This is a genomic window from Bacteroidota bacterium, from assembly GCA_018266835.1.
Taxonomy (GTDB): domain Bacteria; phylum Bacteroidota; class Ignavibacteria; order Tepidaquicellales; family Tepidaquicellaceae; genus JAFDZO01.
In genome coordinates, this window is record JAFDZP010000003.1 from 19,363 (window position 1) to 44,777 (window position 25,415).

Sequence of the window (25,415 nt, forward strand, 5' to 3'; positions counted from 1 at the left end):
AACTGAAATTACACTGAAACAGTTCCTAAAACGGAGTTTTAATTTCTAATATACATTTATATTATATATTGAATATTATTATCTTAGTTTAAAGTAAAGAATTATTTTAGTAATTTGATTTACATCTAATAAGATTATGCGATTAATTTATTATACCTCCTTTCTTTTAATTTTTTCAATTCAATTTATTTCATGTAATACCGATTCACCTGTTGACCCTGACACGGACGGTTCTAATTATTATAACTGGACAGTCACACCTGTATCAATGGACAGCGTTTACAGAATTTCCGCAGCTAACGATGACGTTGCATTTATAGGTGGAAATTCATCTTACAAAATTTCAGGAAGTACAGTAACCCGAATAGACTTTCAGGATACAGCCTTCAAGTGCGGAGGAGTAGAAGCCTTTGATAAGAACAGTGCAGTCTTTTGGGGCGGCACATCCGCAACAACTTCTGAGTTTAAATTTAAATTATATGATACCGGAGCACTTACGACTTACACATTTTCCAATGCATACCCTTACACAAAACTAACTTTCATATCTAAAAATAAATTTTATTATGCTTCATACGATAACTTTTATTTATTTGATAACGGAACTCTGACAGGCTCCGCTCTTCCCCCATCTGAGTCACCCATAGGTTTCGGAAAGGCAGGTGGAAGTACTTATTTATTTACATCGTTTAATTCATCTTCATTTTATCAGGACAGAGCTTACAGAATAGTCGGTAATACGCTTCTGCTTGTTTCAAGCGTTGCCCCTCAGGGCAGAATACACTTTCTAAATAACGATATTGTAAGAGTAACACAAGACTCTACGAATCATTTGTTGGATTATTTTAACGGCTCCGACTGGATAAATTTTTTCAGCTTTACAACTCCGGCAAATACATATTACATACAGTATTTAGCAGGCGATACAAGAAATCAGTTTCTATGGATTTGGTTCGATTATAATGCAAAAGCGTACGCATCGGTATTTTCGGTTAATGCAAAAATTGAGCAGACAAATTTCCCTACAAGTGCAATCACGGTAAGTATTCCCGCAGTAAGAACGGTCAGTAACTACGCTGATAACACTTATTATATAATAGATAAATATCATCCGACAAAATTTGTGAAAGGAAAATTGAAATAGATGAAATTATTTTTAAATATAAGCACACTGATATTATTTTCTCTTTTATTTTTTGCATGTAAAAGTGACGATCCTTTGTCTTCCGGATTTACAACAAGTGACAAATATTATGAGTGGTCAGTAATAAATTCGCCCGCTTCAAATTTTAACCATATGTCTGAGGGAAATGACCACTCATTATTCATTTCAGGATTTCAATCCTTCAGAATCACAGATGGAACCAGCCAGCAGATTAACTTCAATGAACCTTCTTTTTCCCCGATATATGTAGATGCTTACGATAAAGATTATGCAGTTTTCTTAGGGTATAGTTACACACCTTCTGACCAGAAAACAGCAATAAAAATTTATGATAACGGAGCAATAAGAACCTACAATTTTACACCGTGGACAACAGAACTCTTAAGGGTATATATTGATTCTCGTGATAAATTTTATGTTTATTCTATTAGCTGGGATAGTCTTTATCTTTTTAATAACGGAATTGTTACCACGATAAAAGTGCCTGAAAATAATGGATATGGAAATGATGCCGTTTTTTTAATGGGCAAAATAAACAGTAATCTTTATTTTATTACTTCTCCCACAAATGGTTATATTTCGGATAAAGTAGTTTATAAAATTCTTCCTACAGAAATAGTAAGAGTGGTTTCCGACAGTACTTATGGGAGTTCTTATAATTATACAGGAAGCAATTTTATAAGAAGGACTGAATCATTTCCATCTCCTTATTATCACTATGCAAATTTTACAGAAACAGGCTGGATAGAATTTTTAGCTAATGATGATTACAGTATCCTGCCTACCGGCACTTACCCCAATAATTTAGTATTTTTTAGCAACGATACTACAAATAACTATCAGGCGAAAGTTTGGAATGGAACTTCGCTGACCACACAGTCAAATTTTCCTCAGGGAATAACTTATAATCAGTCCTCCCCCGGTTCATTTTTAACAGAGTTTAAAAACGGTTCATTCTATTTTTATGGTTATTCCAGTGGAGCAAAACTTGTCAAAGGTACATTAAAATGATTTTGTTACATATTCTGCTCCTTAACCAAAAATCCAAATTCTATTTTTACAGCACTTAGGTGTAAATTTTCCCGTTCACACATCGTAATTTCCCTTGTAAAAATCTTTATAATTCGGTAATTTGCAATACATAACTATTAATTTACAATAAGAACGTTCCAGGGCTTTAGCGTTGGAACGTATTTTTTGTATAGAAAAAATTACTGAATTAACTACGAAAGATTAACGAATGTTTAACGACTTATCGACGAAGCTTGAAGGTGTATTAAAAAAGATACGCGGTGAAGGCAAGATTACTGAAAAAAATATAGACGAGTCCCTCCGCGAGATCCGCAGAGTATTATTCGATGCCGACGTAAACTACAAAGTTGTAACTTCCTTCCTTGAAGAAGTAAAGAAAAAATCACTTGGGCAAAACGTTTTATTAAGCATTACTCCGGGACAGTTAATCGTTAAGATCATCAACGATGAATTGATAAATCTTCTCGGCTCGGAAAAAGCTGATATACATTTTACAAATGATATTCCTTCCATTATTATGATGGTCGGTCTTCAGGGTTCGGGTAAAACAACTTTCTCGGCTAAGCTTGCAAGATATTTAAAGTCAAAAGGCAAACAGCCAGTGCTTGCTGCCTGTGATATATACAGACCTGCTGCTATAGAGCAGTTAAAAGTTTTAGGTAAGCAGATTGATGTTCCCGTATTTTCAATTGACGGTGAAAAAGATGCCGTAAAGATTTCCAAAGGCGCAATTCAATATTGCAAAGAGAATGCAAGAGATACGTTGTTAATCGATACTGCAGGACGTCTTGCAATAGATGAACAGATGATGAATGAAGTACGTGCTATTAAAGAAGCAGTGAATCCCGGTGAGATTTTATTTGTAGTTGACTCGATGACCGGACAGGATGCAGTTAACACTGCAAAAACGTTCAATGAAAAATTAAATTTTGACGGAGTAGTTCTTACCAAATTAGACGGTGATACAAGAGGCGGTGCTGCTCTCTCTATTAAAGCAGTTGTACAGAAGCCGATTAAGTTTGTTGGTATTGGTGAAAAGCTTGATGCACTGGAAGAGTTTCATCCTGACAGAATGGCTGGAAGAATTTTAGGCAAGGGCGATATAGTTTCCTTTGTTGAAAAAGCCCAGCAGGATTTTGATTTCAGCGAAGCTGAAAAAATGGAAGAGAAGCTTTCCAAAAATAAATTCGACTTCGATGACTTCTTAATGTATATAAAGCAAATTAAAAAGATGGGCTCGCTAACAAGCCTGCTCTCTATGATTCCCGGCGCAGCTAAAGCAATGCAGGGCAAAGAGATTGACGAAAAAGTAATGGTAAGAGTGGAAGCAGTGATTCAATCGATGACTAAACAGGAAAGAGCAAATCCGAAAATCATTAACGGAATGCGCAGAAGAAGAATTGCAGACGGAAGCGGTAACCCGATACAGGAAGTAAATAAAGTTATTAAGCAGTTTGAAGATATGGCAAAGATGATGAAAGGCTTTAATGAAAATAAAGCTAAAGGACTTATGAAGAAAATGAAAATGCCCCCGAACTTTATGAACCAAATGAAATTCTAAAACAGAAAATAAAATAATTAATAATATAAAAGGAGATACACAAAAACGTGGTTAAATTAAGACTAAAAAGAATGGGAAAGAAAGCTTATCCCGTTTACAAAATAGTTGCTGCAGATTCCCGCTCACCAAGAGACGGTAGATTTATCGAAGCAGTAGGACATTATAATCCTAATGCAGAACCTGCTGTAGTTACATTAAAAGATGAAAGAGTAAGCTACTGGTTAAACTCAGGCGCACAGCCAACAGATACAGTCAGAAGCATTCTTAGCAAAGAAGGTTTTATGCTTAAACTTCACTTAACAAGAAAAGGCGCAGACGAAACAAAGATAACCGATGAATACAATAAATTCATTGCTGATAGAAGCAGAAAGCTTGAAACAGCAAAAGCAAAGAAAGTAAGAAGAAAAGAAAACAAAGCAAAAAAAGAAGCTGAAGCTAAGGCAGAAAAAACCGCTTAAGATTTTAAGTTGTAATTTATAAGTTCCCCCTTCATTTACTGTTGGGAGCATTAAGTTATATCAGGGCGGGCAAAAACGAGAATAGAAATGCGGCTAATATGCTAAGGCATATTACACGGCTAAATTTGAGTCCGTATTAATGAAAAAGTTTTTCTTTAGCAGTAAGATTTCCTATAAAACTACCCCAAAGGAGAATCAACATGAAAAACTTCATAGATTTTATCGCCAAGCACTTGGTAGATAAACCTGAAGCAGTTGTAATTGAAGAAACAGAAGACGGAAATAAAATTAAATACAAACTTTTCGTTGACGAATTGGAAACAGGAAAAGTAATCGGAAAGCAGGGCAGAACTGCAAAAGCTATCCGTACTTTACTTGGCGCAATAGCTGCCAAACAAGGCAGAATTGCAATTCTTGAAATTCCTGACAGACACGAGAAACACGAGCAACAATAATTATATTGAAATACGAAGATTTCATTTGCATAGGAAAAGTCAGCGGATGTTCTGGCATAAAAGGATTATTGAAAATAACCCCTATTACAGATTACCCTGAGAGATTTCTCAAATTAAAAAGAATTTTTCTTTTTGACGATAGAAAATCTTTGTTCGCTCTGAATCCAAAGGATGAATTTGAATTCAAAGTTGAAAAATGTGAAGCAACTGCATCGCAGATTTCATTAAAGCTTGAAGGAATTGACTCCAAAGAAACAGCAGCGGAATATGTAAATTTTGAAATACTCATACCTGAAGAAGAGAGAGTCAAACTTCCGAAGGGAAAGTTTTTTCATTATGAAATTATAGGATTCAATGTTTTTAACGGAAGTGACCTTCTTGGTGTTTTGAAAAAGATTGATAATTACGGCTCACACGATTTATTAAATGTCGTAAACGCAGAAGGAAAAGAAATTCTCATTCCATACCGCGAAGAGTTCGTAAAAAAAATTGATGCTGAACAAAAAAGAATAGATGTTGAACTGATTGAGGGAATGCTTGAGTAATATTAAATTTTTTAATTTAACACTAAATCTCTAAACGCACTAAATTCACTAAGTATTAATTATATTTTTTGTGAACTTTAGAGTTTTTTGTGTTTTTGTGGTGAGATAATAGAATAAGTTTAGAATGAGATTTGATATTTTAACGGCAAACCCTAAGATTGTTACCTCACCTATTGAAAATGGTTTAATAGGAAGAGCCAGAAAAAAAGGACTGGTTGAAGTTCACGTTCACCACCTTAGAGATTATGCTGAAGGCAAGTACAGACAGATAGATGATTCACCGTTTGGCGGAGGAGCGGGTATGATACTTAAGCCGGAGCCGTTTTTCAGATGTGCTGAAAAATTAAAGAGTGAAAGAGAATACGATGCTATCATAAATTTCTCACCGCAAGGTAAGAGATTGAACCAGAAAGCAGCTAATGATTTTTCTCTTAAGAAGAATTTTATGCTTCTCTGTGGACATTATAAAGGAATTGATGAACGCGTTATAAAATATCTGGCAACAGAAGAAGTTTCTATAGGAGATTTTGTTTTATCATGCGGAGATTTAGCTGCAGTTATCTTTATGGATTCAGTTGCAAGATTAATTCCTGGAAGCCTTAGCGATGCGGAAAGTTCTTTAACAGATACGTTTCAGGTAGATACAGTTTTTGATGCGCCGTTATATACAAGACCTGAGAAATATGGTAAATATAAAGTGCCTGCAGTTTTGCTTTCAGGCAATCATGCAAAGATAAAAGAGTGGAGAGAGAAGAAAGCAAAGGCGAAATACAGAAAGAGTAAGAAGCGTTAGTATAAGGTAGTGAGTAGTGAGAAAGAAAATTTATTTACTCCGTCCCAAACTCCGTTTGGGACGGAAATATGGTGTGAAACTCCGTTTCACATTAAATAAGCGAAACAGAGTTTCGCACACAATGCTTTCCGAAACAGGAGTTTCGGAAAGAGAACTGAACGATAAATCACAGAGTTTTTAATATAAAATAAAAAACACCATTAGGACACAAGGAGTAAACGACAATGGAAAAAATAATTAATTTAGTAACAGCGGCGCAATTGAGAACGGACATTCCGGATTTTCACGTCGGCGATACAATTTCGGTTTCTGTGAAGGTTATCGAAGGCGATAAAGAAAGAATCCAGCAGTTCAAAGGAATTGTTATGGGAATAAAAGGCGGCGGCATCAGCAAAACATTCCGCGTCAGAAAAATTTCTAACGGCGTAGGCGTTGAAAGAATTTTCCCTATCAACTCACCAAGAATTGCTAAAGTTGATATCGTAAAAGAAGGTTCCATCAGAAGAGCTAAGCTTTATTACCTGAGAGGATTAACAGGTAAAGCCGCTACTAAGATTAAGGACAAAAAGAAATTAGCAGTACTAGAAGGCGCTGTTGACAAAAAATCAGAAGTGACAGCATAGTTTTATCATTCCAATCAAGAACCGTTCTGTGAAAGCAGGACGGTTTTTTTATTCCCAACTGTACAAATATTCTTTAATAAATTTTGCTTAAGGTACCTAACCCATGACCTCAAAGAAAATCTTTATTTCCATCGCCGGAAATATCGGCTCGGGCAAATCTTCGCTCACTAAAAAAATTGCAGAGCAATTTGACTTCACACCTTACTTCGAATCAGTTGATGATAATCCGTATCTTCAGGATTTTTACGGTGATATGAAACGCTGGTCATTCAACCTTCAAGTTTATTTTTTATCGCACAGATTTAAAACTCATAAGGAAATTCTTATGAATGAAAAATCAGTGATACAGGACAGAAGCATTTACGAAGATGTTGAAATCTTTGCGAAGAACCTGCACACCATGGGAAATATGAGCGACAGAGATTATGCTAACTACCGTCAGCTTTTTGCGGAGATGACTTATTTTCTTAAGCCGCCGGATTTACTTGTTTATCTAAAAGCAAATACTGAAACTCTTGTAAAGCAGATTCAAAAACGCGGAAGAGTTTTTGAAAAAGATATTGATGTATCTTATCTTGAATTGCTGAATGAAAGCTATGAAGAATGGATTTCGAATTACAATCTCTCCCCTATTTTAATCGTTCCTTCAGATGATTTAGATTTCGTACAGCATGCACCGGATTATGATTTCATTATTGATCTGATTAAAAAGAAAGTGGGAGTGTAAATTATTTTATCAGCAAGCCTATTCTTTCCATTTTATCAGGATTGAAATATACAAATTTAGGTTGGCCAAGGATATCATCTTCAATGACAAGCCCGGTAAACCTGCTATCTAGAGAATTGTTTCTATTATCTCCCATCATAAAATAATAATTATTTTTTATAGCAAACTTCCCACCCTTTAAAACTGATGTTATATAGCTTTCTTTAACAGCTTCGTCTTTAGTTTTTACATTTCCTTCGCGTAAAATAATTTTCTTCCAAAACATTATATTCACTGAATCAAGAAAAATTACGTCGCCTGCTTTTGGAATATATAGCGGACCATAATTATCTTCGTTCCATTTTGCTCCTTTGGGGTATATTCTGGGATTAGCAAAATCAGGTTCTCTGTTAACTTTATCGTAACTATACTCTGCTGTGTTCTTTTCTTTCTCTCCATTAATATAGACTATTTTGTTGGAAATTTTTATTGTGTCTCCGGGCATTCCAATAATTCTTTTAACATAAGGGACATTTTCTTCATCCTCAAAATGTATGGCAGGATAATGTATAACAATATCATTTCTCTCGTGGGATTTATTCATCCTGGCAAAAAAATAATCATTCGGATAAATTGAACTTTCCATTGAAGCTGTGGGGAATCTATAATGTTTGTAACCGGAAAATGAATCAATTATTAATCCGTATATCATAATAATTACAACATAAAGAATGTAGAACTTAACTTTATTAAAAGGTTTGAGAATATAGTCCTTTTCTTTTTTTGCATTTTTAAAAACGTCAATTAGCCGAATAAGAGGTATGGTAATAAAAGCAGAAGAGAGAAATATGACATTTATTCTTGAAGGAAGTTCCAATGCAATGAGTACAACAGCAAGTATCATCAATGGATATAACACCGCCCACATTATCGCTAATTTTACCTGTCCAATATAAAAATATCCTAATCCGGTAAAGAGATAATCTAACAGAACTGCAAGCCATGGTTTTCTCGGAGAAAATTTTTCGCCGGAAGCTTTTTCCTGAATCATTTCACCATGCGAATTTTCGGAGTTAATATTTTCTTTTTCCATATATGTACTAAATTAACAAATAAAAGAATGTATTTCTTACCTCAAACTTATCCCTAATCTACCCCACTCATAAATATTAAACACGACAAATTCAGCTCTGCCTAATATTTCTTCCTCACTTACAAGCCCGGTATAGCGGCTATCAAGTGAGTTATCTCGGTCATCGCCCATCATAAAATAATAATTGTTCTGCACAATGTACTCACCTGATTTAATTATTGCTTCAACTCTTTTTTCCTTCGCATCTGCATCTCCTTCATCTCTCAATTCTTTCTTAATAATAGGAGTAAGAAATTTTACATTGGATGAATCAATTTTTATGCAGTCTCCTTTTGCCGGAATATACAAGGGACCATAATAATCTTCATTCCACTTTGAACCCACGGGGTACAATTTATTATTTACGTAATCCTTCGGGATTTTTGTGCCGTCGTATTTATAAGTCTTGTTCTGTACTTCAGGAGTTTCATTTATGTAAAGTTTTTTATCAACTATGGTAAGAGTATCACGGGGGATTGCAACTAATCTTTTCAAATAAACCACTCTTCTCTGTCTTCCCATTGTAGAATATACTACAATTTCATTTCTTTCCGGAGAGTGAAAATTGAACAGCCTTTTTTCAAATATTGATTCATACACTCCGTAGTAATTATATCTTACAAGAATCCTGTCACCAATCATTAAAGTATTTTCCATACTGGAAGTAGTGATGCTGTGAAGCTCGAATGTGAAATCTTTTATATAGCTTGTATATAAAAATCCTGCTACAAAAAATATTATATATAAATAAGTTTTGTTAAACTTCTTTAGAACGTAAAACTTGTTAAGCTGATTTTTTATAGAAGTATAGACAACATGAATAACAGGAACGGAAATTAATACAGCATTGCATATTATAAAAAATATTGAATTTAAACCTTCCGATAGGTGTATAGAAATGTAATTTACGAATACAAATAGAATTGGATAAATAAGCGAGAAGTATATTGCAAAGCGGAACTTCCCTATGTAAAAATACCCAAGGCCGGGCATTATTAAATTATAAAACGCAGCAAGTAGTAAATTTCTTGTTCTGTATTTTTTCTTTAAGGATTCTTCTCTCCCCTCAGTTTTTCGGCCGGTAATTGTTTCCGACATAAAAATTATTTTGATTTATATAGAAATCCTGAGGGAATAAAAAACTTTACAACTAACTTTTTATTGAGAGATATTAGAACGGCAAGTCGTTCGGATCCTGCGGATCAATATGAACTTCCTCAGTGCCGGAATCACTTCCGCTTGCCTTTGCAATTTTCCATGCAACAAGCGTGTTGAAATATTTGGTTTCGCCCTGAGGACTTACCCATTTTCTTCCGCGCAAATCAAAAGTCACTTCCACATAGTCACCCACATTGAATTTGCTCAATGCTTCGCAGTTATCCTGCTGCATTTCCATTGAAATGGTCTGCGGATAGTTTGCATTTTCTGCATACTCAACAACAAACTCGCGCTTCTTGAATTTTTCCGTTATGTTTTTAGTTTGAAATATCTCTAAAAGTTTACCTGATAATGTCATTTAGTATTTTGAATTATTGAATAGAATTTTATTAATTTTATTACTTAGCATCCTTTGAACCCGGATCCTCGTCTTGTTCAAATGATTTATCCAGATATTTCTTTGTCAGTTTATTACTGTATTTATTCACGGAGGTTGCAACTGTAACAATTGCAATTACGACTATCAAAATAACTACAGCTACCCAAACAAATGTATCCATAAAGCTCTCCTTTAAAAAATATGCCGCGATTCATTTCTAAAGCGCGGCAAAGATTATTATTGATTATCACCGGTGGCCTGACGGAATTCTTTTTCAGCCTCTTAGGACTGACAGGTCATTAGTGTTCAATTTCTTATTACAAGTTCATTACGAATTTCTCATCTTGAAAAGATTCATATCTCTGTAGACTCTGATTTTCTTTGCATTGGTAATGTTGTTAATTCTTTCCAAGGCAACCTGAGCAGATGCTACATGAGGAGGAATGTTTTCTGATTTTGAAATATTTATAATGTTCTGTACGATATCATAAATGCTTGATGCTTTCTTCATAGCTCTCTCTCTGTTGTAACCTTCAAGCTCTGTGTAAACATTGATAAGACCGCCTGAGTTGATTACATAGTCAGGAGCATATAAAATGCCTCTGTCTTTTAACATCTGTCCGTGTTTCTTTTCATCTTTAAGCTGATTGTTTGCAGCTCCTGCAATAATTTTTACTTTTAATTGCGGAATTGTATCATCATTCAAAATTGCTCCCAATGCTGCAGGTGAAAATATATCTGCATCGATTGAGTAAACATCATCCATACCAACAACTGTTGCTTTGAATTCATCTACCAACGGTTTCAGTTTTTCTTCATACATATCGCTTACAAAAAGTACTGCGCCTTCTTTATGTAAAAACTTACATAGATGCTTTCCAACGTTTCCGCCTGCGCCCTGTACTACAACTTTTTTTCCGTTCAATGAGTCCGAACCATATACTTCATGCGCGCATGCCTTCATACCAACATATGTTCCGTATGCTGTTACAGGAGAAGGATCTCCGCTTCCGCCTACTTCTTCAGGAATACCTGTTACGTGACGTGTTTCCATCATTATATATTCCATATCCTTTACGTTAGTGCCCACATCTTCAGCAGTGATATATCTGCCTGAGAGACCTTCAACAAACCTTCCGAATGCTCTGAATAACTGCTCGGATTTTTGTGTGCGTGAATCTCCTATGATTACTGCTTTACCGCCGCCCAAATTCAGCCCGGCTACTGCGGCTTTGTAGGTCATACCTCTGGAGAGTCTTAATACGTCAACAAGTGCTTCCTTATCATTTGCATAATGCCACATTCTCGTTCCGCCAAGCGCAGGACCTAAAGCAGTATTATGAATACCGATAATTGCTTTTAAACCTGTTTCTTTGTTCGAGCAATAGACAACCTGTTCGTGTTCCAATTCATCAATCAATTCAAAAGGTGTTTGTGAAATATTTTCCATAAAGTGTTTAATTAGATTAACTGATTATTAAGTATATTAAAGACCGGAAATAATTCCGGCTGTATAGCCTTTCTTATATTTATAAATACGTCATCTACTGAAATATGGTTCATGCAAGTCGGTTCCTGGCAGCCGTAATCGTGTCCCAGATACAAACAGGGACTGCAAAATTTATCGCTTTGAATAAGAACAGAGTTTTTATTGTAAGAACCCCATTTGATTGGATTTGTGGGACCGTGAAGACCCAGCGTTTTTGTTCCTACGCAGGAAGCTATGTGCAGCATGCCTGTATTACTGCAGACTATAAGCTTCACTTTTTTTACAAGAGCTACTACATTATCAATCTCATATTGCCCGGCAGTGTTCACAACATTTTCGCCAATGCCTTCGGCTATTTCATCGCATCTTGCCTTTTCAAACTTCGCTCCGGTTATCAGTATGATAATATTCTTATCATATTTTATAAGTCTCTTACCAAGCGCAATATAGTTTTTGACCGGCCACTCACGGGGTAATCCGTTCTCCCCGCATCCGGGGTGCAAGCAAATTACGGTACGGTTTTCAAAATTGTGAGTAGACCAAAACTCCTCTGCAAATTTAAAGTCTTTATCATTTAAAAAATACTCTAATTTTTTATCCTCTTCCGTGATATTTATTCCCAAAGGCTCAAGCAATGCAAGGAAATCTTCCAGCTCATGACGGTCTCTTGTATGGGTAATCACTGCATTAAAAAGGAAATGACGGTACTGTCCCTCTGTAGAAAAGCCGATTGCGTAATCATATTTTGTAAGAGCGAACATCATTACGGAAATCCTCGGCCACTGCTCGGCATCTATAACGACTTCATATTTCTTTTTTCTTATCTGTTTTAAAAAATCAAAAAAGTGAAGCGGATGCTTTAAGTATGAATGAATATCTACGCTGATTAATTCATCTATATAAGGAATTTTTTTTAAGATAGAATAATTTATCGGCGAGCATACAAACGTAATTTTTGAGTTCGGAAACTTATGCTTTAAAGTCCGCAGCGTAGGAATTAATAATATGGCATCCCCTATTGCTGCAAGCTTGATGAATAAAATGTTATGGATGTTTTCAATCGGAAGGCGCTTCCTGCTTTTTAAGAAGAAGGCAAGAAGTATTACAATTGGAATCCCAACGTATCTATCGAATATTCTGAATAAAGCCCGTCTTTTCATTTATATAATTTACAACTATTTCCGCAGGGTTTAAAGTTCATAATTTTGGGGGGAATAGTAACAATGGGTGAGGATGCCTTCCCCCTCCTTTATAAGGAGGGGGGCAGGGGGAGGTTTAAAGATTATTTGCTATAAATTCACTTATATTTCTATACAACTCTTGGACCTTTTTGATATTCATTTATACCAGTCATAACAACTATTTTCTCCAAAGTTGCTTTATTATTACAAAATAAAAATCTATTACAATTTATGGCAATATTACAATTAATTTCTTCAATATTTTTTCCTCCTATTTCTCCATATCTGAAAATAGTCCCTTCATCCCAGATTGTTAAACAATGCTTTGAAGAAAGAGAAATACATTTAATTACTCCTGGAGTTTCAATACCATATCCATATCTACTGTTAATATGAGTCTCGTTTGGTATCAATATAAAGGGATTATCAGAAGTAATAAAAGTTTCTTCATTATTTGAAAGTAAAATACTCCAATCTTTATTTAATAAATGGTATGGCATTTTTTCTAACATTCTTAACATCACATACATAGTTGTTTCTCTAGTATTTCCAGAATAACCAAAAAGTATTTCTAAAGGTTTACGTCCATCTTTAATTTCCGGCATTCTCCATTCTAATTCCCTATTTGCTTTATCATCAAAATCTTCTAAAAATTTTTCAAATTCTGGTGTTCTATTTTTAAATAAGGAAATGAATTGAGCTAATATCTTTTTTGATTCTTTATTAATTAATTTTCTTTTAAGTATTCTTTCAAATATTGGTTTAGCTTGAGTTTCAAGGTCTCCAATAATATTATCTACTGTAAAATCCTTTTCACCATTTGCCTTATAAAGGGTGTAATAATTATCAATTTTTGCAACTTTTTCTGTTAATTGATATCTATATTCATTCTTTTCTCTATCATAAATATGAATTTTTGAATTTGTATCAGCAAAATATTTCAAATAAAAATCTGAAATATAATGTTGTTTCTTTGGATTACTGTTCTTTTTAATATTCACTTTTTAACAAAAGTAGTAATATTTAATTAGTAAAGAAATATAAGTGTTTTTGTTAACATAGACTTTGTTATTAAGAAAAAGAAATATTTTGAAATTCACTTATTCCTAATAACACTTATTAATTACCATAAGAAAATAAAAAAATATTTGTATATTTGGTTAAATATAACTTTATGCTGAAAAGAACCACTGTAAAAGCTAGGATAGAGGTGCTTGAGAAAAAAATTGATGCTTTATATAAATTAGATAAAAAGAAAGATTGGTGGGATAAATTAAACTCAATTTCTAGTTTAATATCTGGGGGAATAATTGGATTAATAGCGTTAGTTTTTACGATTAGTTATAATTCAAATCAATTAGATCTTCAAAAACAAAACTACGAAAATCAAAATCAGATTCAAAAAATTGATGTGACTGATAAATTTATAAAATACCTTAACTCTACAAACGTAAGTGAAAGAGAAATGGGGTATGAAGCTTATAGAATGTTAGGATATGAAGATTTAGCTATCAAATATATAGAGACAAATAATGACTCTTCAGGAATACCTTTTTTAAAAAATATAATTAAAAACTCTAACGATTCTTTAAAAAAAGAAAAATTATTCGAGGTCATAGCGAATATTCATAATACTATGTTTAAAACTCTAGTTACCTTCCCAAGATATAAGATTAATAGAAAATACTATGATAAAGGATTATATAAGAAAAGAGTCGAGAGATGTTTAAGAATATTATTGTACAGAGAAACTTCGGATAGTACTTATTTACTCAATAATTTCAAACTTACAAATATTTTGGAAAAAAATGATGCAAAAATTGAAGATGCAAATGACAATTATTATTCTCCATATACGCGAACACCACTATGGATTTTAGTTGATGTTTACACAAAAATTGTTAATTGGAATATGTGGTATGGTGCAGGGGTACAACTAAAATTTATTGATCCTAAAAGTGAATTGAATGAAAAAAATTGGATTGCTGCGTATGTTAAAGAATGTCTCAGATATTATGAACACCCCAACAACGACAGAAATATAAAAATCAAAGAAAATCTAAATTGCTTGTATTATTTATATTTAACCGAAAACTGGACATTGAATGATTTATATACTGATTATGGACCTTGCGGGGATGAAAGAGTATTTTGGTAAAAAATTGAATTTTTTAAATTCTAACTTTACCATCACCTAAAAAAAAAATTCTACTTTACATTTATTCCCTATACCTACTAATAGGTAAGCTTTTCTTTTTTTATAAATCCATTCTGTTTATATTATTACCGCCCGAATGTTCTTCGGGTATAATCTCAACTTTACATAATAACCTTTCTCAATTAGCAATTAATAATTAACAATTAGCAATGAACAGCAAAATAAAATCCGACTATTTCACGACTTTTAATATAAACCTGACAGGTTCGGAGATCCTGTCAGGTTAAGTTTAATTCGTAAAATGACCTGACAGGATTAAAAACCTGTCAGGTCTGATGAAAATAAAACCCGACTTTTTTCCGACTTTTTTTAAAAATAAAAATATCGGTATTGAAAAAACAATATCGGAGTTTATAAAACCCGACAATTAATCATCAATTTTGAAAAAAATTTAATAACTCGTAATTCGTAATTTGAAATTTGTAAATGAAATAATAACCCGACTTTTTTCCGACTTTTTTTAAAAATAAAAATATCGGTATTGAAAAAACAATATTGGGGTTTATAAAACCCGACAATTATTCATCAAAATTTAAAAATTTGATTTCTGAAATTACAAATTTGAAATTAAAAGAATCCGACTTTTACCCGACTATTTTTAAAATAAATGTTTTCGATATTGAAAGAACAAAATGAACAAAGCCAGCCTTATAAATTTTCCGTTAAGAAAATCACGAGAACAATCGCTAGCGAGAAGTATGTCTGAGCGAAGCGAGTTTACTTCGAGCGCGATTTTCGGAGTGATTTTTAGGGAAATTTATAGTCCGCCTAGGCGGATTGATTTTTTTGGTTCTTTTTGTATCAAGACAAAAAGAACAAGAGACGCAAGTATTGCGTCTCTACATAGCGATATAGATGACTGGATTCCTGCCTTCGCAGGGATGACAAACATTGTGTTGTTTAGTGAAACATAAATAAAAGCACTTTGTCCACTGAAAACATGTCTGAATCCCTTACGGAATTTATTCAGCAATTGATGCGGGCAGGGATGACAAATCCTGCGAGTACAATTACGATACTTACAATACTACAAACGGCAAAAATTTATTTTGCACTGACAATGACACTTGAAATAAATATATTATCAATTTAAGACTTATATTTTGACAAAAGACAGCAACACAGAAGACAAACAGGATTACACAGAGCTTATTGAAGAGGCGCTGAAAGTAAGGAAATACTCGTATTCCCCCTACTCAAACTTCAAAGTCGGTGCAGCAGTGCTTGCATCAAGCGGCAAAATTTACACAGGTACCAATATAGAAAATGCTTCCTTCCCTGCCACAATCTGCGCAGAGAGAGTTGCATTTACAAAAGCGCTATCAGAGGGCGAAAAGGACTTGCGCGCAATTGCAATCACGTCATCGTACGATGAATTTGTTTTCCCGTGCGGAGTTTGCAGGCAGTTCATGGTTGAATTCAACCCTCAGCTTACTGTCATACTTGCGCTCTCGGCAGAGAAGTACGAAATACATAAGTTAAAAGATTTACTCCCATATAGTTTTACTTTAAAATAATTTTAACTGAGCGAATTACTTTGAATGAATCTTTACAAATCCGCACGTTCAAAAAAAGCGGACACATTGAAGTTGTATGCGGAAGCATGTTCTCGGGCAAAACAGAAGAGCTTATAAGAAGAATCCGCCGCGCAGAAATTGCGCGACAAAGAGTAAAAGTTTTTAAACCTAAGATAGATACACGCTACAGCGATGTTGAAATCGTTTCTCACAGCGAGCAGTCATATCCTTCGGAAATGATTGAGAACGCAGAGGAGATTTTAGAAAAAAGTTTTGACTACGAAGTAATCGGAATAGATGAAGCGCAGTTTTTCAGCGATAACCTTGTAGATGTCTGCCAGAGACTGGCTGACTCAGGCAAGCGTGTAATTGTTGCGGGACTTGACCAGGACTACCGCGCGCAGCCGTTTGACCCGATGCCGAAGCTTCTTGCAGTTGCAGAGTACGTAACCAAGGCAATGGCTATATGTGTTATCTGCGGAGCGCCTGCAAACAGGACTCAGCGCAATACACAGAGCAGCGATAAAGTGCTTGTCGGCGCAAAAGACCATTACGAAGCAAGATGCAGGCTGCATCATACAATCCCCAACGAATAATTTTAGAAAATTTTTATAACAAATTAATAGAAAACTCATACATGAAAAATTCTCTTAGACTGTTTCTATTTTCGCTTTTATTAATTCCCGGAGTGATTTTTTTATCATCACTGAACGGATGCTCTGAAAAAGATAAATCGGATGTGCCGAAAGATGCTCCAATAAAAGCAGGACTTGTGTTTGATATAGGAGGACGCGGTGATAAATCTTTCAATGATGCTGCATTCAACGGACTTGAACGCGCTAAGAAAGATATGGGAATTGATTACGAAGTTATCGATCCGGGTGACGGCGCCGACAGAGAATCTGCTTTAAGAAAACTTGCTTTCAAAAAAGGAATTTCGATTGTATTCGGTGTAGGATTTATTTTCACTGAAGACATCACAAAAGTTGCTACAGAATTTACGGATAAGAAATTCGCATGCGTGGATTATTCTATCGATGAAAAGACAATGATACCTGCAAATCTTCAGGCATTGGAATTTAAAGAAGAAGAAGGTTCATTTTTAGTCGGCTACCTTGCAGCATTAACTACTAAGACTAACAAAGTAGGATTTTTAGGCGGTATGGAATCTGCTTTAATAAAGAAATTTGAAGCAGGTTACAAGCAAGGCGTTAAGTATGGCAATCCGAATTGCGAAGTATATTCAGCGTATGTAAGCGTTAATCCTGACGGATTTAAAAATCCCGGCAAAGGAAAAGAAATCTGCTTAAGCCAGTACGATAAAGGCGCAGATATTATTTATCATGCCTCAGGATTATCAGGCTTAGGATTATTTGAAGCTGCAAGAGAGAAAAAGAAGCTTGCAATCGGAGTTGATCTTGACCAGTCAAAAGAAGCTCCGGGATATGTTCTTACAAGCATGGTAAAAATGGTTGACCAGGCAGTTTACACAGCAATAAAGGAGTTAAGAGAAAACTCTTTTACCAAAGGAGCGAAGACTTTAGGCTTAAAAGAGAAAGGTGTAGATTATGTATATGATGACACAAACAAGAATTTAATTCCGGATGATATCCGCAAAAAAGTTGAAGAGGTAAGAGCAAAAATCATCAGCGGAGAGATTAAAGTAAGCGCTAAGTAAGAATTTTAATTAGAAAGTATTAAGCAGAAAGAGGAAAGCTTTGAAAGAGGCTTTCCTTTTTTTATGTCCAGTCCCAGATTATAATATCCCAGTTTCTTTTATCAGGTGAAGTGTAGTTATGCAGCAAATCAAATCCAATCCGCTTGTGTGCATTTATTGAACGTAAATTTTCAGTATCGATTTCCGTTACAGCAAAGTCATATTTACCTGAAAGCAGTTCCTTGTATTTTTTGTACATCTCATCCAGAATTCCAACTCCCCTGTATTCACGGGCAACACAAACCTGACCAACAACAATATAATTGTAATCCGAAAGCTGCTTTCCTTTGTATTCCAGTTTATCAAAAGTATTAAACATGGGAACAAGCACTTCAATGTCATTTCTCAGCTCGGGTCTCATTGCAAGCAGATAACCAATTACGGAATCATCAGCTTTAGCAATAACGGCGTTTTCCAACAAATTCATTTTATGGAGAGTATCAAAATCATGATTGACCGTTACAAATCCCTGTGAATTCTTTTGCTCTCCAGTAAGATTTTTGGGAAGATTTTTCTTCTGAAGCTCAAGGATTTGCTTTAGTTCTTTGTCAGTCTCGGCCTGTTTATATTCGAACATTTTAGTGAAATAAAGAAGGGGCTTTCGCCCCTCAAAATATTTTATATGCGCTTATATAAATCCCTTATATTAAAGGAAGTTGTACTCCGCTACTGAATAGTGATTTTAATATTTAAACCACCTTCGTTTGATGTACGCGGAGTAATGGCAACTGTATTTTCAGTAGGCTCTGTTTTGATATATTTATAGAACAACTGCATGGCTACTTTAGAGCTAAGGTTGTACTGTACAGACGGATTTATGGTCATCTGAGTAGAACCTGCACCGGGTCGTTTATCTCTTATACCTCTTGGATAAACATAATCTATGGGGTCATTTAAAGTCCTGGCAATAGTGAGTGCAAAAGAAATATCATTCTTCAAAGATAATCCAAACAGTGGTATATCAAAACCTGACTTTGTAAAGTTAGCATTAATACTCCAGTCGCTTGTATTTGTAGCCTGAATAAGATTTGACTGAGGATTTATTATATACGAGGTAGCTTTATTGTATTTAAAATTCGCAGTCATATTACCGCCCAATAACTGTTTGAAATTAAAGTTTAATCCGATTAAGGGATTAAAGCTTTGTACAACCCTTTGATTAGTAACTGTAGTAATATCTGTTTTGTCAGATGAAGTGCCTTCGCTGTATTCAGACTGGAAGCTGTTATCAAGAGTAACTGACTGAGCAAACTGAGCAAACAACGGGAATTTTTCCAGACCAGTAATAGTGAGAGTCCAGTTCGGGAATGCAAAACCCTTTAATTTTGATTTAATTGCATCAGCAAAAACAGTACCTGTAATAGAATCGCCTTCAACAGTAAAATTTTCTACATTCCCAACGAAGAAAGTTGAGTAACCTTTGGTTCTTAAGTTCGAAACACTTGTCGTACCTGTATCATTTCCAAAAGGTCCTGTATTGAATAAACGTGATGTATTATTTCCCCACGAGGTCTTGAAATTGACACTCATTCTAATAGCTTCAGGAAAAATAGGACTTATAGTAGTGCTGAACTGTAAATCATTACTTAAGTTATAAGAATCGGACATATTATTTACATTAGGATATCTTGGACCCGGGTCTCTGTTCAATCCCAATTGGTACATTCTCGAAGGTCCATATTTATCATTTGTTGTAGGATAGAACCAGAAGTTGGCAAAACCGGGAATGCCTGAGATATTCGTATTGAATACCTGATTTGTCTGTGTTACCGAAACTGTAATATTATCAGGGAAAAATGTTTTAAAAATTTTAAACAATTCTGCGGGATCAGTTTTTCCGCCTGTTGTAGAATCACTTCTCAAATATGACTTTATCCTGAATTTACCATTGGGATCAGTTGTACCCGGTGGCTGAGTGTCACCTTTCTTGAAAATATTAAAAAGCTCGGATAATTTTATATTAGCCCCGGATGTAACGGAATTTTGAAATCCTACATTATAACCAATGTTCTGAGTCGTATTAGGGTTAGTCCATCCGTACGTAACATTATAATCAAGATTAAATGTCATAAATTTATCTATGACCGGGAAATTAAATTTCGGATGCATAAGTACTGACTGAGTATAGTTGAGGTCTTTACCGAAATTAATGACTCCGTTATTGAAAAATATATCTCCGAAAATCTCATTTGTAAATCTTTGAGTTCTTAAACTGTCAGGATTGGTTTCAAGTCCGGTCAAATCACTGCCAACTCTGAACTGATAGCTTCCTGTCATATCTACAATCCAGTTCTCAATAAATTTCCAATCAAATCCGAAATTTCTATTGGCACTGAATATACGAGTTGTCGCATCTGCATTTAAAAGTCTGCGCTGCTGCGATTCATTTTTAGTTCTGCTGAAATCAGTCCCTGCATTAAAATTAGATGTAAATAAAGGAGCCATTCCTATAAAAGGAAAGAAGAAATATAATTTAGCATCTTTATATTTTTCACCTAAAGGAAGAAGTTTCCCTAAGTGAATATTAACTTTATCTGCTAAACCAAAATCTGTTGCAAATGCTACACCTCCGGTAAGGTTAAACTGGCTCTGAGATGAATATGTATTATCTCTTGAGTTATTGAGATTAGCATTTAGATTGAACTGAAATCTGTTGAGTATATGAGTCACAAGATAATTATCTACAGGAATATTAAATTGCATTCCTGATATATTAATACTGTTCTGAACACCCAACGTTTGCGATTCGAAAATAAGATTTTCACTCTGGTCTTTTGCAAGCTGTGTATTACCGGTTGAAGCCAGAACCTGCTGATATTTCTGGTCGGATGCAGTGGTTACATCTACATCTGTTCCCGGGAAATATTTAGGCTTCAATAAATTTTCGCTGTGTCTGAATGTAATAGGCAGCGTTAAAAAATTACCCCACTTATCAGAACCGAATAATGAAACCAATGCATTATTAATCAGCTTATGAGCATTGAATGTTGCGCTCAGATCCCAGTTCTGTCCTGTATTTCTGCTGCCAACTCTGGCATCAATTGAATGGAAGTTCGGATCCACTTTGGAGAAGTTAAGGTTCATGAGCATCAAATCAGAGAGTTTTAAACCTGCCGAAAAATTATATGCATAACCATTATCATCATTTACTTTCAATAGCCGGATTTCATTAAACCATGTACTTCCCGTAATTGTAGAATTAAGTGCACTCCGGTTTTTTTCCACACCGAGAACAATTTCCCGTATAATATTCAATGCCGGATTTCCTTTTATAATATAGTATGCCCCCGGAGGGCCGTTTGGCACAGGGAATGCCTGTGAAATTCCGGAGGAGTCTCTTGCTAGTTTTATAGCAGTCAGGTCTGTAAAATTAATTGTAACTTCATTCTGTGAATTCCATGGCTGCCCCGGACGAACATCAGGATGAACCGGCGCGCGGTACTCATAATAGTTATTTGAGTCAGTACCGAAACGTACAACCATTGCAGCATCGTAAATATTTTCATTTGTATAATTAAACGTCGGGTCACCGTTAACAAATAACTTTAATCTTTTATAATTAAACAAATCCAATGGGGCAGAGCCGTAATCTTTACGCGCATATTTTCTATCTCCGCTTGTTGAAAGATTTCTTACATCAATAGATAAGGATTGCTCGTTTGATTTTGTATTCGCTGAATTCTGATTTATAATTGTCTGTCTTAGAATATCGCCGCCTACAGGACTTTGATATATCTGAGGATTTTCTTCAATACTTACTACAGAAATACTGTATGAAGTATCACCTTTGTTTGGTTTTACCCATTGGTTACCAACTAAATTTAAATCTACCAATGAAATTCTTATTGTATCTGTTAATCCTGTAACCCATATTCTTACATACTGAACATTGTTAAGACTTCCATTCCCTATATTTTGAGTAAACTCAGAGAGCGGTATTCTGTACTGCGCCCAGCCGTTAGCTCCTTTACCGACAATTCTTGAATTATTTACAGTATCAAGCGAAATAGAATATGAACGATATGAATCGTATGAATCAAGTGTTCCGTTCTTGTTTAAATCTTCAGTATCAGGTTTATTTCCGCCGTCATAAAATCTGTTTCCTTCCGTTCCATTAATTACATCGTAATTAATATTTCCATTAGCATTATCATCCAAACTCGGGTCACCTCCCAGTCCCGGATACTGTCTTACTTCCAAACTATCAGGAAGCATATCAAGACCTATGTCTTCATCAACTTCTAATGTTCCATTATTGTTCTTATCTTCTGTATTTAAAATTCCGTTTGGAATGGCATCTTCACTAATTAAACCTAAATCAATATTCAGTTTAGCATTCTGATTACCAACCAGTGATACTTTGCTATCCACACGCATACTGAACTCAATAAAATTTATATTTTCACTTTGTAAATCAGTAGTTGTCGAATTCAGATATTTCATTATCCCATTAAACGTTTCAGCTTTATGGGTTGCCATAGTATCTCCAAAATCAGGGTTATTGTACTTCAGGTTATAATTATATTGTCCTCTGTTATTCGGGTCATACGTAATGTAGAAAGGAGTAATTCTATCCTGACCTGCTGCAACATCACGCAGCGGATAAATATCTTTTATGCTGACATCATTAGGAATATTATACCAGCGCATACGTCCCCTGAAAGGCTGAAACTTTCTTGTAACTGAATCCGGCAGAGATATATTTGAAGTGTTTTTATAAGTTGCAGGGATAGAACTTACAGTCCATGAACTGTAGTTAGAGCCCATTGAAATAATTTTCTTAGAGCCTTCCATATCATCAACGTATGCTACAGACTCATTATTATCGGAAGGAATCTGACTCTTCTTTGTATTAGGGTCACCTGTTATCATTGCAAACTCACCTTTAAAAGTAAATCCTGATTCTTCTTTAGAGTTAAATCCGGGAAGAGTATTAACAACTTTAGTAAGGAATTTTGATTTTATTTCAGTTGTAAAATCTACTCCGAACATTGAGTTATTTGTAGGCTCTTCACCTATTCTTACCTTGTCGTTTAGCGTCTCCTGTTTCAGGTTAACATAAGTAAATCCTAATGATGTTTTATCGCTTATTTTGTAATCACCGCGGGCTCCTATGAATGTTTTTGATGCAAGAGAAAATAATTCGTTCTGCTCATAAGAGATTTTCAAATCTTTAGATTGCAGCGCAGCGGCATTTTTAATTGTAACTGTACCCGTGGTATAATCAACAGAGTAATCCTGATTTAATACTAACGGAGTTTCTCCGACTTTTACAGTTACGCTTCCTTCAACAACATTAAAGCCAAGGTTAATTGTACTGTTTACCCCTGCTTCCCCTCTTGCTTTATAACTTAAGATATATTTTGAGTTATTAGGAGCAATTCCTGCTTCAGATTTTAATTTTGTGTAAATATCTCTGAAGACTAAACTTGTATCACCCGTTGCAGTAAGAATAGGCTGATTGAACGGTTCAAGCGTAGGGAAAATTATATCTCCTGTTTCAGTATTTACGGTTCTGCCCTGCAAGAAGTCAAAGTTATTATCCTGACCTAACTGCGGACCTTTACCTATGAATCTATCGAGACCGGTCACTTCCAATAACGACTTTCCGTTCGGCAAACTTGGAGATGGTGTAGGATTGGATGGATCTACATAGTTAACTTTAAATTCAAAACCATCTTCTACTATTCTTGAAACATTTAAACGATAAATATTTTTCATCTTCAACGCCCATGCAAGTGTATCCGTCTGAGGCACAATACTTCCCGCCTTAACCATTTTTAACACTAAAGTATCCTGAGCATAAGAGTTAGAGTTCGTTCCATATGTCTGCGAAGGAATAGTTCCGTAGCCAAGAGTAGAATATGATACGCCTATATAATCATTATCCTGTACAGGGGTTTTCAAGCTAATAAATCCTGCCTGATAATTTACGGTATATTCTGTCGGTGATAATTTTCTGAAAATACCAAAATATCTGTGTCCGGGAATTTGCTTAGGCGTATAGAAAGAATCACGATAATTTGTATTTGCCCCCGGAGGCAAAGGGGGTAAATCTATTAACAACGAAGCGTTCTTTCTGTCTGCTGTTGTATTTTGTGTCTGCACCCAGACTTCAAAATTAGTATTGGATACCTGCCTTGCAATATTTTCAATTGACTGCAGCTGTCCGTCTTCCATAAAATCCACAAAGTTACTCTTGTAAGCCGTATCTAAGAAATAATGATTATCCGAATAATTATAAACAGCAATGTTATCTGAAGTCTGTGAGGAACCGCTTGAAAAATCCTTTGTCTCCTGCTTACTTTTCTTCTGAGAAACTACGGTTGTAAGTGTTAAAGGGCCGAGTTTAAATTCGCCTCTGATACCAAATAAAGCCTGTGAAGATTGTATCAAGCTGCTTCTGGTATCGAGAGATACGTTACCTGCTTCTATTTTCTGAATAACTTCATCGGCATAACCTTCGTACTTCAGTTTCAACTGGTTTTCAAAATCAAATGTTCTTGTTGTGTTCCAGTCAGCATCAATGCTAAGTTTATCACCTACTTTACCACGGGCTGTTACCTGAACATCCTGCTTAAAGTTTATATTGTTTTGAGTATTATCTGAAACCTGTGTGTTGGTCTGCTCACTTGTAATTTTCTGATAAGAGGCAGTGATATCTATAATCCCGTTTATACTAAGATTAATTGTAGGCGGACCGAAGATTGTTTCCGATTTAAACGGCAGCGGTATTGTAATATTTGTAATTTTTTCAAAGAGCTTACTGAGGTCATCCTGAGTATTTCCCTGAAATTTTGCGGAGACGATATCATTAAATATGCTTCTTTGCTTCTGTTCACCCAGTAATTTTAAATATGCATCAATAGACATAACAAGAGGCGCTTTTATATCTTCACCGTTGAATGTCTGCCGAACTATAACATGGTTAAGCGAATCGAATGTTACTTCATATTTTATTTCTTCGGAATTTCCTAAAATTATTGGTGAAATTGTGGTATTTGGCTTTGTTCCGTAAGTATATGGAGCAATGTACTTGAAATATTTTATACGCGCTGTGGAGTCAACAGGTAACTTTCGGATAGAGTCCTGCCGGGCCTTATCAACGGAATCCAGGACTGAAGTAAACGACGAATCCAGCGGATTACCGGTAATAATGACGATATCTTTCCCTCTTCTTCCCTGAGCATGTGCATCGCCGAAGGAAGCAATAAAAGTAATGAAGATGGCAAGAAGGAATAAAGTCGATTGAAATGTAATGTTTGACTTTAATTTCAATTACACTC

23 protein-coding genes are annotated in these 25,415 nt (G+C 35.0%); 14 read left to right on the plus strand and 9 right to left on the minus strand.

The genetic code is table 11. The features are described from left to right. Positions 1-136: 136 nt before the first annotated feature. The 9 genes from JST55_09490 to JST55_09530 all read left to right on the plus strand — a co-directional run bounded on the left by JST55_09490 (position 137) and on the right by JST55_09530 (position 7,359). A complete protein-coding gene (locus JST55_09490) occupies positions 137-1,144 on the plus strand; it encodes a hypothetical protein (protein ID MBS1493734.1) in 1,008 nt (335 codons plus the stop codon). Further along, positions 1,145-2,176: a hypothetical protein gene (locus JST55_09495; GenBank protein ID MBS1493735.1), complete on the plus strand. Its 1,032-nt coding sequence runs from the start codon at positions 1,145-1,147 to the stop codon at positions 2,174-2,176. It begins immediately after the preceding gene. 229 nt (positions 2,177-2,405) lie between these two features. After that, on the plus strand, positions 2,406-3,758 hold the full coding sequence (gene ffh, locus JST55_09500; protein MBS1493736.1) for a signal recognition particle protein: 1,353 nt from the start codon (positions 2,406-2,408) through the stop codon (positions 3,756-3,758). Positions 3,759-3,805: 47 nt separating this feature from the next. Then, complete coding sequence (rpsP, locus tag JST55_09505; protein ID MBS1493737.1) at positions 3,806-4,216, plus strand: 30S ribosomal protein S16; 411 nt, start codon at positions 3,806-3,808, stop codon at positions 4,214-4,216. Positions 4,217-4,416: 200 nt separating this feature from the next. Further along, positions 4,417-4,671: a KH domain-containing protein gene (locus tag JST55_09510; GenBank protein ID MBS1493738.1), complete on the plus strand. Its 255-nt coding sequence runs from the start codon at positions 4,417-4,419 to the stop codon at positions 4,669-4,671. Positions 4,672-4,676: 5 nt separating this feature from the next. Beyond that, entirely contained in the window at positions 4,677-5,216 is a 540-nt protein-coding gene (rimM, locus tag JST55_09515) for a 16S rRNA processing protein RimM (GenBank protein ID MBS1493739.1), read from the plus strand. A 124-nt stretch (positions 5,217-5,340) separates the two neighbouring features. Next, positions 5,341-6,009 (plus strand): tRNA (guanosine(37)-N1)-methyltransferase TrmD, encoded by a 669-nt coding sequence (gene trmD / locus JST55_09520; GenBank protein ID MBS1493740.1) that lies wholly within the window; start codon positions 5,341-5,343, stop codon positions 6,007-6,009. Positions 6,010-6,233: 224 nt separating this feature from the next. After that, the gene (gene rplS / locus JST55_09525) at positions 6,234-6,632 is read left to right on the plus strand and encodes a 50S ribosomal protein L19 (protein MBS1493741.1); all 399 of its coding nucleotides are present in this window, start codon (positions 6,234-6,236) and stop codon (positions 6,630-6,632) included. Between the two features lie 118 nt (positions 6,633-6,750). Further along, positions 6,751-7,359, plus strand: a complete 609-nt coding sequence (locus JST55_09530) for a deoxynucleoside kinase (GenBank protein ID MBS1493742.1) — start codon at positions 6,751-6,753, stop codon at positions 7,357-7,359. 1 nt (position 7,360) lies between these two features. On the opposite strand, the gene lepB (JST55_09535) is transcribed toward JST55_09530, so the two are convergent. The 7 genes from lepB (JST55_09535) to JST55_09565 form a co-directional block, all read right to left on the minus strand. Next, on the minus strand, positions 7,361-8,431 hold the full coding sequence (gene lepB / locus JST55_09535; protein MBS1493743.1) for a signal peptidase I: 1,071 nt from the start codon (positions 8,429-8,431) through the stop codon (positions 7,361-7,363). 36 nt (positions 8,432-8,467) lie between these two features. After that, positions 8,468-9,568, minus strand: coding sequence for a signal peptidase I (lepB, locus tag JST55_09540; GenBank protein MBS1493744.1), 1,101 nt, complete (start codon positions 9,566-9,568; stop codon positions 8,468-8,470). Positions 9,569-9,641: 73 nt separating this feature from the next. After that, positions 9,642-9,986 (minus strand): DUF3127 domain-containing protein, encoded by a 345-nt coding sequence (locus tag JST55_09545; protein ID MBS1493745.1) that lies wholly within the window; start codon positions 9,984-9,986, stop codon positions 9,642-9,644. A gap of 40 nt (positions 9,987-10,026) precedes the next feature. Next, entirely contained in the window at positions 10,027-10,188 is a 162-nt protein-coding gene (locus JST55_09550; protein ID MBS1493746.1) for a hypothetical protein, read from the minus strand. Positions 10,189-10,335: 147 nt separating this feature from the next. After that, entirely contained in the window at positions 10,336-11,457 is a 1,122-nt protein-coding gene (locus JST55_09555; protein MBS1493747.1) for a Glu/Leu/Phe/Val dehydrogenase, read from the minus strand. An 11-nt stretch (positions 11,458-11,468) separates the two neighbouring features. Then, positions 11,469-12,656 (minus strand): glycosyltransferase family 9 protein, encoded by a 1,188-nt coding sequence (locus JST55_09560; protein ID MBS1493748.1) that lies wholly within the window; start codon positions 12,654-12,656, stop codon positions 11,469-11,471. Positions 12,657-12,805: 149 nt separating this feature from the next. Further along, positions 12,806-13,678 (minus strand): DUF4238 domain-containing protein, encoded by an 873-nt coding sequence (locus tag JST55_09565; GenBank protein MBS1493749.1) that lies wholly within the window; start codon positions 13,676-13,678, stop codon positions 12,806-12,808. A 173-nt stretch (positions 13,679-13,851) separates the two neighbouring features. Here JST55_09565 and JST55_09570 point away from each other — a divergent pair, with 173 nt between their 5' ends. The 5 genes from JST55_09570 to JST55_09590 all read left to right on the plus strand — a co-directional run bounded on the left by JST55_09570 (position 13,852) and on the right by JST55_09590 (position 18,090). Next, positions 13,852-14,835 (plus strand): hypothetical protein, encoded by a 984-nt coding sequence (locus JST55_09570; protein MBS1493750.1) that lies wholly within the window; start codon positions 13,852-13,854, stop codon positions 14,833-14,835. A gap of 692 nt (positions 14,836-15,527) precedes the next feature. After that, positions 15,528-15,809 (plus strand): hypothetical protein, encoded by a 282-nt coding sequence (locus JST55_09575; GenBank protein MBS1493751.1) that lies wholly within the window; start codon positions 15,528-15,530, stop codon positions 15,807-15,809. Positions 15,810-15,998: 189 nt separating this feature from the next. Continuing rightward, the gene (gene cdd, locus JST55_09580) at positions 15,999-16,412 is read left to right on the plus strand and encodes a cytidine deaminase (GenBank protein MBS1493752.1); all 414 of its coding nucleotides are present in this window, start codon (positions 15,999-16,001) and stop codon (positions 16,410-16,412) included. Between the two features lie 38 nt (positions 16,413-16,450). Then, a complete protein-coding gene (locus JST55_09585; protein MBS1493753.1) occupies positions 16,451-17,008 on the plus strand; it encodes a thymidine kinase in 558 nt (185 codons plus the stop codon). Positions 17,009-17,049: 41 nt separating this feature from the next. After that, the gene (locus tag JST55_09590) at positions 17,050-18,090 is read left to right on the plus strand and encodes a BMP family ABC transporter substrate-binding protein (protein ID MBS1493754.1); all 1,041 of its coding nucleotides are present in this window, start codon (positions 17,050-17,052) and stop codon (positions 18,088-18,090) included. A 61-nt stretch (positions 18,091-18,151) separates the two neighbouring features. Here the strand turns inward: JST55_09590 and JST55_09595 are convergent, their stop codons facing one another. Beyond that, on the minus strand, positions 18,152-18,706 hold the full coding sequence (locus JST55_09595) for a GNAT family N-acetyltransferase (protein ID MBS1493755.1): 555 nt from the start codon (positions 18,704-18,706) through the stop codon (positions 18,152-18,154). 89 nt (positions 18,707-18,795) lie between these two features. Continuing rightward, positions 18,796-25,407 carry a cell surface protein SprA gene (gene sprA / locus JST55_09600; protein MBS1493756.1) on the minus strand — a complete coding sequence of 2,204 codons (6,612 nt, stop codon included), beginning with the start codon at positions 25,405-25,407 and terminating at the stop codon, positions 18,796-18,798. Positions 25,408-25,415 lie beyond the last annotated feature (8 nt).

Bases quoted from the DNA above. Each gene is read 5' to 3' on its own strand.
- JST55_09490 (MBS1493734.1), top strand. From the start codon at position 137: ATGCGATTAATTTATTATACCTCCTTTCTTTTAATTTTTTCAATTCAA.
- JST55_09495 (MBS1493735.1), top strand. From the start codon at position 1,145: ATGAAATTATTTTTAAATATAAGCACACTGATATTATTTTCTCTTTTA.
- ffh (MBS1493736.1), top strand. From the start codon at position 2,406: ATGTTTAACGACTTATCGACGAAGCTTGAAGGTGTATTAAAAAAGATA.
- JST55_09510 (MBS1493738.1), top strand. From the start codon at position 4,417: ATGAAAAACTTCATAGATTTTATCGCCAAGCACTTGGTAGATAAACCT.
- trmD (MBS1493740.1), top strand. From the start codon at position 5,341: ATGAGATTTGATATTTTAACGGCAAACCCTAAGATTGTTACCTCACCT.
- rplS (MBS1493741.1), top strand. From the start codon at position 6,234: ATGGAAAAAATAATTAATTTAGTAACAGCGGCGCAATTGAGAACGGAC.
- lepB (MBS1493743.1), bottom strand. From the start codon at position 8,431: ATGGAAAAAGAAAATATTAACTCCGAAAATTCGCATGGTGAAATGATT.
- lepB (MBS1493744.1), bottom strand. From the start codon at position 9,568: ATGTCGGAAACAATTACCGGCCGAAAAACTGAGGGGAGAGAAGAATCC.
- JST55_09545 (MBS1493745.1), bottom strand. From the start codon at position 9,986: ATGACATTATCAGGTAAACTTTTAGAGATATTTCAAACTAAAAACATA.
- JST55_09550 (MBS1493746.1), bottom strand. From the start codon at position 10,188: ATGGATACATTTGTTTGGGTAGCTGTAGTTATTTTGATAGTCGTAATT.
- JST55_09555 (MBS1493747.1), bottom strand. From the start codon at position 11,457: ATGGAAAATATTTCACAAACACCTTTTGAATTGATTGATGAATTGGAA.
- JST55_09560 (MBS1493748.1), bottom strand. From the start codon at position 12,656: ATGAAAAGACGGGCTTTATTCAGAATATTCGATAGATACGTTGGGATT.
- JST55_09570 (MBS1493750.1), top strand. From the start codon at position 13,852: ATGCTGAAAAGAACCACTGTAAAAGCTAGGATAGAGGTGCTTGAGAAA.
- JST55_09575 (MBS1493751.1), top strand. From the start codon at position 15,528: ATGAACAAAGCCAGCCTTATAAATTTTCCGTTAAGAAAATCACGAGAA.
- JST55_09590 (MBS1493754.1), top strand. From the start codon at position 17,050: ATGAAAAATTCTCTTAGACTGTTTCTATTTTCGCTTTTATTAATTCCC.
- JST55_09595 (MBS1493755.1), bottom strand. From the start codon at position 18,706: ATGTTCGAATATAAACAGGCCGAGACTGACAAAGAACTAAAGCAAATC.